The 11,853-nt window shown below is 75.7% G+C and carries 7 protein-coding genes and 1 pseudogene; 4 read left to right on the top strand and 4 right to left on the bottom strand.

Features of this window, described 5'->3' with window-relative positions:
• Positions 1-117: 117 nt before the first annotated feature.
• On the top strand, positions 118-1,272 hold the full coding sequence (locus tag ACFWXO_RS13035; protein WP_380523757.1) for a hypothetical protein: 1,155 nt from the start codon (positions 118-120) through the stop codon (positions 1,270-1,272).
• A gap of 25 nt (positions 1,273-1,297) precedes the next feature.
• Positions 1,298-2,158: a DUF3592 domain-containing protein gene (locus ACFWXO_RS13030; RefSeq protein WP_380523755.1), complete on the top strand. Its 861-nt coding sequence runs from the start codon at positions 1,298-1,300 to the stop codon at positions 2,156-2,158.
• Between the two features lie 16 nt (positions 2,159-2,174).
• On the opposite strand, the gene ACFWXO_RS13025 is transcribed toward ACFWXO_RS13030, so the two are convergent.
• Positions 2,175-3,416, bottom strand: a complete 1,242-nt coding sequence (locus ACFWXO_RS13025) for a CynX/NimT family MFS transporter (RefSeq protein WP_380523753.1) — start codon at positions 3,414-3,416, stop codon at positions 2,175-2,177.
• Positions 3,413-4,174, bottom strand: coding sequence for a FadR/GntR family transcriptional regulator (locus tag ACFWXO_RS13020; protein ID WP_380523751.1), 762 nt, complete (start codon positions 4,172-4,174; stop codon positions 3,413-3,415). The genes ACFWXO_RS13025 and ACFWXO_RS13020 overlap by 4 nt, the downstream gene beginning before the upstream one ends.
• A gap of 180 nt (positions 4,175-4,354) precedes the next feature.
• On the opposite strand from ACFWXO_RS13020, the gene ACFWXO_RS13015 reads away from it, so the two are divergent.
• Positions 4,355-4,555 (top strand): hypothetical protein, encoded by a 201-nt coding sequence (locus ACFWXO_RS13015; RefSeq protein ID WP_380523749.1) that lies wholly within the window; start codon positions 4,355-4,357, stop codon positions 4,553-4,555.
• A 66-nt stretch (positions 4,556-4,621) separates the two neighbouring features.
• On the opposite strand, the gene ACFWXO_RS13010 is transcribed toward ACFWXO_RS13015, so the two are convergent.
• A complete protein-coding gene (locus tag ACFWXO_RS13010) occupies positions 4,622-5,494 on the bottom strand; it encodes a helix-turn-helix transcriptional regulator (RefSeq protein ID WP_380523747.1) in 873 nt (290 codons plus the stop codon).
• A 117-nt stretch (positions 5,495-5,611) separates the two neighbouring features.
• On the opposite strand from ACFWXO_RS13010, the gene ACFWXO_RS13005 reads away from it, so the two are divergent.
• Positions 5,612-6,676, top strand: a complete 1,065-nt coding sequence (locus ACFWXO_RS13005; RefSeq protein WP_380523745.1) for an aldo/keto reductase — start codon at positions 5,612-5,614, stop codon at positions 6,674-6,676.
• A gap of 72 nt (positions 6,677-6,748) precedes the next feature.
• Here ACFWXO_RS13005 and ACFWXO_RS13000 read toward each other — a convergent pair.
• A pseudogene (locus ACFWXO_RS13000) lies at positions 6,749-11,743 on the bottom strand (beta-ketoacyl synthase N-terminal-like domain-containing protein); the annotation flags it as partial.
• Positions 11,744-11,853 lie beyond the last annotated feature (110 nt).

Below are 11,853 nucleotides of genomic sequence, written 5' to 3'. Positions count from 1 at the left end.
CGCCGGGACCGCCGAGGTCAAGAGGGGAAGGCGGTGCGGGAGTTGTGATCGGCTTGTGACCGTTCCGGGTACCCGCGGGACTGTCGGCGGTTGCCCGGGACGTGCACAATCTGCCGCATGACGACAGCCGCGGGCGGACCGCCCTCGCCGAACACGCCGTCCAAACTCGCCCTGGGCCTGCTCACCGGTGCCGTGATCGGGGCGTCGCTGGCCGGGTTCGTCAGCGGCTGCGTGCTCGGGCGGACCTCGTTGGTCGTCCTGTCGCTCGCACTGCCGGCGGCCTACGGGCTGGTGGCGTTCCTCGCCTCGCTGCCGCGCTGGGGCCGGGAGGCGGCGGCCGTGCCGGTACGGGCGCTGGCGCTGATCGAGGAGCGGGAGGCGGTCAGGGGCGAGAGCAGTGACGTCCCGGTGCAGTTCGAGCTGAGCGTGGTGCCGGACGGCGCGCCCGGGTTCCGGGTGGGGATCCGGCAGGAGATCAACCTCGTCGAACTCCCCGACTACCGGCCGCGCGGGATCGTGGTGGTGGAGTACCCGCCGGACCGGCCGTGGAAGGCGCGGATCGTGAAGCGGCCCACGCCGGAGTGGGAACGGCGCGTGGCCGGGGCCAGGTTGGACTCGGTGCCCGGCCCGGCGATGCGGGAGGAGAGCGGGCCGGGCTGTGCGGGTTGCCTGCTGACCGTCCTCGGCCTGCTGCTGGGCGTGGGCGCCGTGCTGCTGCCGTTCCACACCGAGCTGTTCGCCGTGGTCGAGGACGGGACCGGCACGGCCCGGCCGGCCGTCACCTCCTCCTCGGAATCCTCCTCCTCGGAATCCTCCTCCTCGGAATCCTCGTCCGCCACGATCACCGTGACCTCGGCGACCGGCACGGTCGCCCTCGGCCCGGGGCAGTCCATGCTGGACCAGGGCGAACTGCGCAAGGCCGTCGAGTCGTTGACCCCGGGTGGCGAGCCGCGCCAGGCACTCGCCGTCGTCGTGCAGGACCGTCAGCTGACGGTGGTCCTCAACCCGGCCGACGGTGTCCCGGGTGCCGGTGCCCCGGGTGCGGGGAAGGGTCCCGGGTTCGATCCGCGCTCGCTTCCTTACGAGCGGATCCCCGGCCTGGTGGAGGAGGCCCGGAGCACCCTCGGCGTCAAGGCTCCGAAGAGCTGGCAGCTGACCGCCGACGGGACCACCGGCGCGCTGACGCTCAGGATCGTGGTGACCGGCGAGAGCGGCTCCGCGACGCTGGAGGCGGACGGCCGGGGCCAGGTGCTGCGGCGCAACGGCGGCTGACCGGTACGGACGGAGGAGGAGTGCGATGGGGTGGGACGAGATCCTGCTGCTCTGGTGCGGGCTGTGGGCCGTGGTGGCCCTGGTCGGGCTGGTCAGGTCGCTGGCCGGGGTGACCGCGGACCAGCGGAAGGTCCGGCTGACGGGGCGGATCGTCCGGGTGACCGAGCCCCGGCACGGTGGCTCGGGCAAGGGCGGGATCCCGGTGGTCGTCCGCTACCGGGACCCGGTCTCGGGTGAGGAGGTCGAGGTCACCAACGACGGCGAGCGCGGCGAGATGATCACCGTCGCGTGGGAGGGCCGGGAGCTCGGCATCGGGTACCCGCCGGGCCGCCCGCACGCCTACCGGTTCTCTCCCGCCGACGAGGAACCCGGCCGCGGGCTGGGTCGGCCGGGCCTCGCGCTCTTCCTGGTCTGTGCCGGGCTGGTGGCGTTGGCCGCCGTCCGCTGGGGGTGGCCGTGGGCCCTGATCGGTGTGGCCGGCCCGTGGGCCGTCGCCGGGATCGTCCTGCTCCCGCGAGCGGTACGGGAGAAGGCCGACCGGATCACCAGGCTGGCGGCGCTGGAGGCGGTGCCCGGCCGGGTCGTCGCGGTGCTCAGGGACGTCAGCGTCGACGAGGACGGCGACACCTCGACCACCATCACCCCGGCGCTGTCCTTCACCACCCGGGACGGCACGGTCGTCACGGCGCACTGCCGGAACGATCTCCCGGGCCCGCCCCGGACGTACGGCCTGGAACTGACGGTCCATCATGATCCTGCCGATCCGGCCGTGTTCATGCTGGACCGGTCCGCCGGGCAGCGCTCGGCGGAGCGGGGCGTGCTGTACCACGCGGTGATGATCGTGGTCCTGGTGGCCACGACCGTGGCGGGAGTGGTCCTCCTCTGAGCCGGGAGCGCCGGGCTCAGCGGGCGGGCGGCCTCACGTGGCGGTCCTGGCCCGCGCCGTACCCGACGGCCGCCATCGCGGTGCTCAGGACGGCCAGGAGCCCGAGGGGAAGCGTCCAGCTGCCGGTGGCGTCGTGCAGGATGCCGAGCAGGAGCGGGCCGGCCGCCGCCACGAGGTAGCCGACGGACTGTGCCATGCCCGCCAGCGCGGCCGCCTCGCCGGCGCTGCCGACGCGTTCGCTCTGGAAGCTCAGCGCCAGGACCAGGCACACGCCGGTGCCCAGCCCGAGCAGGGTGCAGGCCACGACGGTCAGGCCCGGGGCCGACAGCAGGACGGCGAAGCCGGCGGCGACGACGACCGAGGCCCCGGCCGCGGTCCACCGCTGGTCGTGGTGGCCCCGGGTGAGCAGCGGCAGGGCGCTGCTCGCGGCGAGCGCGATCACCTGGTAGTAGAACAGCATCCAGCCGACCGTGGTGCTGTCGGCGCCCTGGTGGAGCAGGATGCTGGGCAGCCAGGCGACGGCGGTGTAGAAGCCCAGGGACTGCAGGCCCATGAACAGGCTCACCTGCCAGGCCAGCGGGGACCGCCAGGGCGCGGGGGAGTGGGTCGCGCCGGTGCCCGCCCCGGGGCGGTCGTGCCGCAGCCGGGGCAGCCAGACGATGAACGCGGCGACGGTGAAGGCGGTGCCCCAGGCCAGCGCGGTGTGCCAGCTGCCCGGCAGGCTGTGGGCCAGCGGCGCGGAGATCCCGGAGGAGAGCGCGGCCGTGAGGCCCATGACCGTCACGTAGAGCGCGCTGACGCCCTGGATGCGGTGGGCGGGCACGTTGCGCCGGATCAGCGCGGGCAGCAGGACGTTGCCGAAGGCGATCGCGGCGGAGAGGACCACCGTCCCGGCGAACAGGCAGGCCACCGAGGGGAGCGAGCGGATCACCGTCCCGACGGCCAGCGTCCCGAGCGCCGCCACCAGCAGCCGGGCGCTGCCGAACCGGTGGGAGGCGCGGGCCACCAGGGGGGAGGTGGCGGCGAAGGTCAGCAGTGGGAGGGTGCTCAGCAGGCCGCCCCAACTCGACGTCAGGCCGCTGTCCTGCTCGATCGCCGGGAGCAGTGTGCCGACACCGGTCAGACCGGTGCGCAGGTTCGCCGCGACCAGGCAGATCCCGATGACGAGCCCGACCGACACGGCGGGGCGGGTGCGGTCCGGGGTCGACGCCTCGGCGGTGGGGCGTTCGGTGGACACCGAGGGGGACGGGGAGCTCACTTCGTCACCTCCGCACCGGAGTTGTGGCCACCGGAGTTGTGGCCGCCGGCGGTGCGGCTGCCGGTTCCACGGCCACCGGCCTCGTGGTCACGGGTGAGCCGGACGATCGCGGCGGCCGCGTCGCGGGCCCCGTCCTCGTCCCGGCCGTCGATCGCGTCGACGAGCCGCCGGTGCAGTCCGGCGTGCTCCTCGGCGTGGGCCGCCTCCCAGGGCAGGCCGCCGAGGGGGGCGGTGAGCGCGGTGCCGAGGTGGTCGTACACCTCGATCAGCAGGCCGTTCCCGCTCGCCCGCACGACGGCCCGGTGGAACAGCGCGTCCACGCTGCCGGCCAGCGACAGGTCCCCGCCCGCGGCGGCCGCGTCGGCGTCGGCCAACAGCTCCCGCAGCTGCTGCACCTGCTCCTCGTCGCGGCGCAGGGCGGCGGCCCCCGAGGCGTACTCCTCCAGTACGGTCCGCAGTTCGAGGACGTTCGCGCGCTGGGCGGTACCGGCCCGGCGCAGCATGACCGCCTGGAGCTCGCTCGACGAGCGGACGTAGGTGCCGTCCCCCGCCCGGGCCTCCAGCAGTCCGAGGTGCACGAGCGCCCCGATCGCCTCCCGCAGGGTGCTGCGGCCGACCCCGAGTTCCTCGATGAGGGCCTGCTCCGACGGGATCCGGGTGCCCACCGGCCAGCCGCCGGCCTCGATGTGCGAGCGCAGGCTGTCCACGAGTTGCGCGGACAGGCTCGCCGTCCGACGCGGTGTCTTGATGCGTGTCATGGGAGCACCATAGCCAAACATCAGACATTTGAACATCACACTTCTTGCCCCTGCGGGAGTGGGGCGGTCCTGGCCCGCCCTGCCCCCGCTCATCCCTCCTTCACTTGCCTGGACTTTGCAAACTCTTTAAGGTCCTGGATGTCACCGACCGCAGGTCACACCTCCAACGCAAGGGCGGACATGTCGCCGACAGGACGCAGGGACCGCCGAGCCGCCGCCGTGGACCTGGCGGTGCTTCTGGTCGCACTGGTCGCCACCACGCTGGTCTGCCGCGGGCTGGGGGCCGGCCCCTGGCCCGCGATCCTGATCGGCGGGTGTGCGGGGGCGGCCACCACCCGCCTGGGCCTCGGCGCCCGGCTCCTGCGCGGACGACGGGACTGACCGACCGCCCCCGGGCCGCCGCCCCCCGGGGCCGCTGTCACCGGGCCGCCGCCCCCCGAGCCGCTGTCACCGCGCGCACAGCCGGTCCAGGGCGGCGCGGCTCTCCTCGTCCGCGGCGCGGTAGATCAGCAGCCGCAGCTCCGGGTCCTCCAGCGGCAGCAGCACCTCGAAGTCGACGGCGATCGCCCCGACGACCGGATGCCGCAGCAGTTTGCGGCCGCGTCCGTTGACGCGGACCTCCCGCTCGGACCACAGGCGGGCGAAGTCCTCGTCCTGGGTGGTGAATTCGGCGATGAGGTCGGTCAGCGCCCGGTCCTGCGGGTGCGCGGCCCACGCTGCCCGCAGGTGGGCGACCCCGTCCCGCAGCGCACCCTCGCGGTCGGCGTAGAAGCCGCGCATCGCCGGGTGCAGCAGGCAGAGCCGCATCGCGTTGCGCCGGACCGGCGACGGGGTGTCGAAGCCCGGGAGCAGCCGGGCCAGCTCGGGGTTCCAGGCCAGGATGTCGTAGCGGTGGTCCAGCAGCATGGCCGGCAGCGGCGAGAGCTCGTCGACCAGGTGGGCCAGCGACGGCGCCGCGCCGGGGGCGGGCCCGTCGGTACGGCCGGGGCGGCGCCGTCCGGCCAGGTCGAAGAGGTAGTCGCGTTCGCCGGGGTCCAGGCGCAGGGCCCGGGCCAGCGCGGCCAGGACCTCCGCCGAGGGCCGCAGCCCGCGGCCCTGCTCCAGCCGGACCACGTAGTCGGTGCTGACCCCGGCGAGTTCGGCGACCTCCTCGCGGCGCAGCCCCGGTGTCCGCCGGGACCTCCGGCGCGACGGCAGGTCCGGCCGGTCCGGCGCGGAGCGTTCGCGTCGGCTCCGCAGGAAGGCGGCCAGCTCCTGGGTGGTCTGGGTGGCCTGGGTGGTCCGGGTGGTCCGGGTGGTGTCCACGGTTCGGGTCGTCATGGCCGGTCCAACCGCGAGGGTGGGACTGGCCTTCCCAGGAAGGGCCTTCCCTTACCCCCGGCCCGCCGCCGCCACAGACTCGGTCCCGACAACCGATCACGACCGCAGGAGAACCTGATGGCACTGACCCTCGACGACTACCGGCTGCTGGGCCGGTCGGGCCTGCGGGTCTCACCGCTGGCCCTGGGCACGGCGACCTTCGGCACCGAGTGGGGCTGGGGCGCCGAACGGGACGAGGCCCGGAAGCTGTTCGACCGTTACGTCGAGCTCGGCGGCAACCTCCTCGACACCGCCGACACCTACACCGACGGCAGCTCCGAGCGCCTGCTGGGCGAGTTCGCCCACCAGGAGCGCGAGCGCCTGGTGCTGGCGACCAAGTACTCGACGCTGCGCCGCCCGGGCGACCCCAACTCCGGTGGCGCGCACCGCAAGGCGCTGTTCGGCTCGGTGGAGGGGAGTCTGCGGAGGCTGGACACCGACTACCTCGACCTGCTGTACCTGCACGTCTGGGACTTCCGGACGCCGGTCGAGGAGATCCTGCGGGGGCTCGACGACCTGGTCCGGCAGGGCAAGGTGCTGTACGTGGCGATCTCCAACACCCCGGCCTGGCAGGTGTCCCGGATGCAGGCGATCGCCGACCTGCGCGGCTGGTCGCCGCTGGTCGCGCTGCAGATCGAGTACAGCCTGATCGAACGCACGGGGGAGCGCGACCTGATCCCGATGGCCCGCGAGCTGGGCCTGGGCGTGGTCCCGTACTCGCCGCTGGGCGGCGGGGTGCTCAGCGGCAAGTACCGCCGGGATGACGTGGCCGCGACCGACGCCGGTGCGGGGGACGGCACCCGCAGGAGCCTCAACCTCGCGCTGGGCACGCTCACCGAGCGCAACCTCGCCGTCGTCGGGGTCGTCCGGGAGGTCGCCGCCGAGCTGGGCCGCACCCCGGCCCAGGTGGCGCTGGCCTGGACCCTGCGGAACCCGGCGGTGACGACCTCGCTGATCGGTGCCCGCACCCTGGCCCAGCTGGAGGACAACCTGGGCGCTCTGGCGGTCGAGTTCTCGGCCGCCCAGCTGGACCGGCTGGACGCGGCGGGCGCGGTCGACCTCGGCCAGCCGCACGAGGTGCTGGCGAGCGACCACCTCCGCCGGGTGACCATGGGCGACCTGCGGATCGAGACCCGCCGGTGACGGCCAGGCCCTGTCCGGCCGACCGGACAGAGCCTGTCCGGACAATGCCTGGTCGGACAGGGCCTGGGCCGGTCACCGTCCGGGGCCCACCGTCCGGGCGAGCCAGGTCCGGATCGCCTCGGCCGTCGTCGCCACGTGCTGGTCGAGCACCGAGAAGTGGTCCCCCGGGATGTCGCCGGGCCGCAGGTGCAGGGTCGGTACGGTCGTCTCCTCCGGCCGGCCGAGGAAGACGCGCACGTACGCGCCCAGGGCCGCGAGCGCGGGCTCGTCCAGCCGGAGCGCGGTGCGGGCCGCCAGCTCGGTGAGCCGTCCCTCGTCCCGGACGGGGTGGGTGTCCAGCAGCACCACGGCCTCGGCACCGACCCGCTCCGCGACGGCCTGCGCGACCAGGCCGCCGGTGGAGCGGCCCAGCAGCACCACCGGCCGGTCGAGCCGCTCGATCGAGGCCGCGTGCGTCCGCACCAGGGCCTCCACGTCCTCCGGTACCGGGCCGCCCCGGTACCCCGGGTGCGGGAGCAGCCACAGGCCGGGCAGGTGCCGGGCCAGCGGACCGTACTCCCCGGGGGGCGAGGTGAAGGCGGGGAAGCAGACGATCGCCGGGCCCGCGCCGTCGCTGAGCCGCTGCGGGGCGACCGGCGGGAAGGCCGCCGCCGACGGCAGTGCCCAGGAGGCGGAGACGAGCAGGTGCATGGCCTCCTGGTGCCGGCCCAGTCCGCACAGCCGGTGGTAGAGGTCGGCGAGCGTTCCCGGGGCCGGCGGCGGGCGCAGCTGGTCGGCGAGGGCCCTCGGGGTGGGGGAGTCGAACACCACGGTGGCGGGCAGCCGCAGGCCGGTTCGCTCCTCCAGCCGGTTGCGCAGCTCGATCGAGGTCAGCGAGTCGAAGCCGAGGTCCGGCACCGGGGTGTCCGGGTCCACCTCCGGATAGCTCAGGACGGCGGCGACCTCGGCGCACACCAGCTCCAACAGGTCCGCCGGACGGACCGGTTCCGGTGCGCGCCGCGGCTCCGGGCGGGGGGCGAGGTCGTGGGCGAGGTCGTGGGCGCGGTCGAAGGCGATCGGCACCAGGACCGGCTCGTCGGTGCCCAGCGCGGCCTCCAGGAGCGCCACGCCCTCCGCCGGGGTGAGCGGCAGCAGTCCGGGACCGGCGGACCGGTCGGCCGCCATCCCGACCGTCCACGGGCCCCAGGCCAGCGACAGCGCGGGCAGGCCCAGGCGCTTGCGGTGGCGGGCGAGTTCGTCCAGGTAGCTGTTGGCCGCCGCGTAGTTGGCCTGCCCGGCGTGGCCGAGCACCCCGGCCGCCGACGAGAACAGCACGAAGGCGTCGAGGTCCCGGTGCGCGGTCAGCTCGTGGAGGTGCCGGGCCGCTTCGGCCTTCGGGCGCCACACGGTCGCCAGGCGTTCCGGGGTCATCGAGGTGAGGATCCCGTCGTCCAGGACGCCCGCGGTGTGGATGACGGCCCGCAGGTCCTCGATCGAGTCGACCAGGGCGGCCAGCGCGGCCCGGTCGGTGACGTCCAGCCGGGTCTCGCCGCTGCGACTGGCGACGACGACGCGCACGCCCCCGGCCCGCAGGTGGCCGGCGACCGCGCGTCCCAGCGCGCCGCCGCCGGTGACCAGGACGGTCCCGCGCCAGGCGAAGGAGTCGCCGCCCGCCACCGGGACCAGCTCGGCGCGCTCGGCGACGGTCTCCGGCTCCCCGTCGGCGACCTCGGCCAGGGTGAACCGCCCGGGGTGCTCGGTCTGCGCGACCCGGACCAGCCCGGCCACCGCGGCTCCGGCGAGGTCCCCCGGCCGCACCAGGACGGTCAGGTGCTCGTGGTCGGCCTGCAGCTCCCGCAGCGCGAGCGCCAGGGCAGCGGGCGGGTCCCCGGCCGGCACCTCCAGCAGCTTCCCCCGCGGCTGCCCCGTGACCCGCCGCCACTCCGGACGGAACAGGGCGCCCCGGCCGGTGCCGGCCGCCCGCGCGGTGAGCGACTCGACGCACGCCACCGGCCGGCCCGTACGGTCGGTCAGGTCGATCCGCCCCGCCCGGATCCGGACCCGCAGGGCCGTGGCCCCCCGGGCCAGCAGGTGCACGCCGCGCAGGACGAACGGCACCCCGCCGGTGAGCAGCCGGGCCGGGTGCAGGGCCGCGTCGAACAGGGCGGGGTGCAGGGCGTACCGTCCCGCGTCGGGGAAGTCGCCGCGGACCTCGCCGAAGAGCTCGTCGCCGCGCCGCCACAGGCGGCTCAGCCCGCGGAACGCCGGGCCGTAGTCGGCGTGTTCGACGTCGAGTTCCTCGGCGCCCGGCGGGGGCCACTCGCCGGTCTCCACATGCGGGGCCGGCCGTGCGTGGAGCCGGCCGTCGGCGCAGCGGACCCCGTTCGCGTACACCTCGAACGCCCGGGTGCCGTCCGGCGCTTCGGGACGGACGACGATCTCGGCCCGCCTGGTCCGGGGCAGGGGCATCGCGGTGTGCAGCACCAGCTCGTCGATGCCGGTGCACCCGGCCCGCTCGCCGGCGTGCAGGACCAGTTCCAGCACGGCCGTGGCGGGCACCAGCGCCGTCCCGTCCACGACGTGGTCGAGCAGCCAGGCGGGGCTGAGGTCGGCGACGCACACCACCTCGCCGGATCCGGGGACGACGACGGTCGACCCGACCAGCGGGTGCTCGGCGCCGGGGTCGAGCCAGTAGCGCCGGCGCCGGAAGGCCCGGGTGCCCCGCAGCCGGGCCGCCGCCCGCTCGGGGTCGGCGGTGGGGACGACGCCCTCGACGAACGCACCCAGCGTGCTGCCCGGGCCGAGTTCGACCAGGGTGGCGCCCCCGACCGCGGCCACCTGGTCGGCGAAGCGGACCGGCTCGCGCAGGTGCCGCACCCAGTGGGCCGGGTCGTCCGGGCGGGCGCCGATCACCGGGATCGCCGGGGGACGGTACGTCAGGCCCTCCGCCACCCGCGCGAACTCCGCCAGCTGGGGGTCCGTCAGGGGGGAGTGGACGGCGTGGCCGACGGTGAGCAGCAGCCGGCCGCGGGCGGTGACCAGCCGCGCGGCGTCGGGCAGCGACAGGACGCCCGCCAGGTGGGCGGCCGCGATCTGCCCGGCGGAGTGCCCGATCAGGGCGTCCGGGTGGTAGCCCCAGGACTCCAGCAGACGGAACATCGCGACCTCGTAGGCGAACAGGGCCGCCTGGGCGAAGTCGGTGCGGTGCACCAGCTCGGTGTCGAGGGCCTCCCGCAGCGCCGGGTCCAGATGGGCGCAGGCCTCCTCGAAGGCCGCGGCGAACACGGGGTGCCCGGCGGCCGACTCCCGCCCCATCCCCGGCTTCTGCGCCCCCTCCCCGGGGAAGAGGTAGGCCGTCCGCAGCTGCTCGTACTCCTCGACGATCACGTGCGCGTTGGTCCCGGAGATCCCGAACGCCGACACCGCGCCACGGCGCGGACGGTCCCGGGCCGGCCAGGGGGTCGGCTCGGTGACCAGCCGGAGCCGGCCGGCGGTCCAGTCGACCTCGCGGGAGGGTTCGCCCACGTGCAGGGTGGCGGGCACCGTCCGGTGGCGCATCGCCATCACGGTCTTGATCACCCCGGCGACCCCGGCGGCGGCCTGGGTGTGCCCGAGGTTGGACTTGACGGTGCCGACCAGCACCGGATCCGGCCGGGCCTGGCCGTAGGTGGCGAGCAGCGCGGCCGCCTCGACCGGGTCGCCCAGGGCGGTTCCGGTGCCGTGGGCCTCGACCACGTCCACGTCGGCGCCGGTCAGTCCGGCGTCGGCCAGCGCCTGCTGGATCACCGCGGCCTGGGCGGGGCCGCTGGGCGCGGTGAGTCCGTTGGACGCCCCGTCCTGGTTGACCGCCGAGCCGCGCAGCAGGGCCAGGACCGGGTGGCCGTTGCGCACCGCGTCCTCGACCCGCTCCAGGAGCAGCAGCCCCACCCCCTCCGACCAGACGGTGCCGTCGGCGGCCGCGGAGAACGGCTTCACCCGCCCGTCCGGGGCGAGGCCGCGCTGGCGGCTGAACGCGACGAAGCTGTCCGGGCTCGCCATGACCGTGGCACCCCCGGCCAGGGCCAGGTCGCACTGCCCGCCGCGCAGCGCGTCCGCCGCGAGGTGCAGGGTCACCAGGGAGGAGGAGCAGGCCGTGTCCAGGGTGAGGGCCGGCCCGTGCAGGCCCAGGCCGTAGGCGATCCGCCCGGAGGCCATGCTGCCCGCCGACCCCAGCGCGATCTGGGGCAGGAGCTCGTGGTCGGTGCCCCGGAACCGGCCGGCGTAGTCGTCGTACATCAGGCCCACGTACACGCCCGTGCTGCTGCCGCGCAGCGACTCGGGGGCGATGCCCGCCCGTTCGACGGCCTCCCAGGCCGTCTCCAGCAGCAGCCGGTGCTGGGGGTCGGTGGCCAGCGCCTCCCGCGGTGACATCCGGAAGAACGCGGCGTCGAAGTCGGCCGCGTCGGCGAGGAAGCCGCCGCGGGTGACGTAGCTGGTGCCGACGTGGTCGGGGTCGGGGTGGAACAGCTCGTCGAGGGGCCAGCCCCGGTCCGTGGGGAAGTCCGTGACGGTGTCCCGGCCGGCGGCGAGCACCCGCCACAGGTCCTCGGGGCCCGCGATCCCGCCAGGGTAGCGGCAGGCCATCCCGACGATCGCGACCGGCTCGGTGGCCCCGCGCGCGGGGGGCGGCGCGTCGGTGGCCCCGCTGGTCAGGTGGTCCGCCATCGCGCGGGGCGTGGGGTGGTCGAACACCAGCGACGGGCGCAGCGAGACCCCGAGCGCGCTGCCCAGCCGGTCCCGCAGCCGTACGGTGCCGAGCGAGTCCAGACCGGCCTCGGCGAACGGCTGGTCCACCTCCGGTGCCCGGCCGGTGATCCCCTCGGTCTCCCCGCGGACCAGGTCCAGCACGTACTGGAACCGCAGTCGCCGCCGGGCCGGCTTGCCCGAGGAGGTCTGCGGGATGCGGCTGACCGGGCGGATCGCCGCCGGCACCCGGTGCGGGGGCAGGTGCCGGCGGCAGAAGGCCAGGACCGCCGCCGGATCCACCGCGCCGACGACGTAGCCGACCGGTACCTCCCCGAGCACCGGGTCCGGTTCGCCCGCCACGGCCGCGGGGGGGGGGGGGCGCGGGCGGGGGGGGGGCCGGGGGGGGCGGCCCCGCGGGCGGCCCCCGCCCGCCCCCCCGCCCGCGCAGCGGGTCGCGGTGGGTGCGGGGGGAG

Source organism: Kitasatospora sp. NPDC059088, assembly GCF_042738155.1.
In the GTDB taxonomy this organism is placed as follows: Bacteria; Actinomycetota; Actinomycetes; order Streptomycetales; family Streptomycetaceae; genus Kitasatospora.
This window is presented reverse-complemented; position numbering and strand designations above follow the sequence as displayed.

Bases quoted from the DNA above. Each gene is read 5' to 3' on its own strand.
- ACFWXO_RS13035 (WP_380523757.1), top strand. From the start codon at position 118: ATGACGACAGCCGCGGGCGGACCGCCCTCGCCGAACACGCCGTCCAAA.
- ACFWXO_RS13030 (WP_380523755.1), top strand. From the start codon at position 1,298: ATGGGGTGGGACGAGATCCTGCTGCTCTGGTGCGGGCTGTGGGCCGTG.
- ACFWXO_RS13020 (WP_380523751.1), bottom strand. From the start codon at position 4,174: ATGACACGCATCAAGACACCGCGTCGGACGGCGAGCCTGTCCGCGCAA.
- ACFWXO_RS13015 (WP_380523749.1), top strand. From the start codon at position 4,355: ATGTCGCCGACAGGACGCAGGGACCGCCGAGCCGCCGCCGTGGACCTG.
- ACFWXO_RS13010 (WP_380523747.1), bottom strand. From the start codon at position 5,494: ATGACGACCCGAACCGTGGACACCACCCGGACCACCCGGACCACCCAG.
- ACFWXO_RS13005 (WP_380523745.1), top strand. From the start codon at position 5,612: ATGGCACTGACCCTCGACGACTACCGGCTGCTGGGCCGGTCGGGCCTG.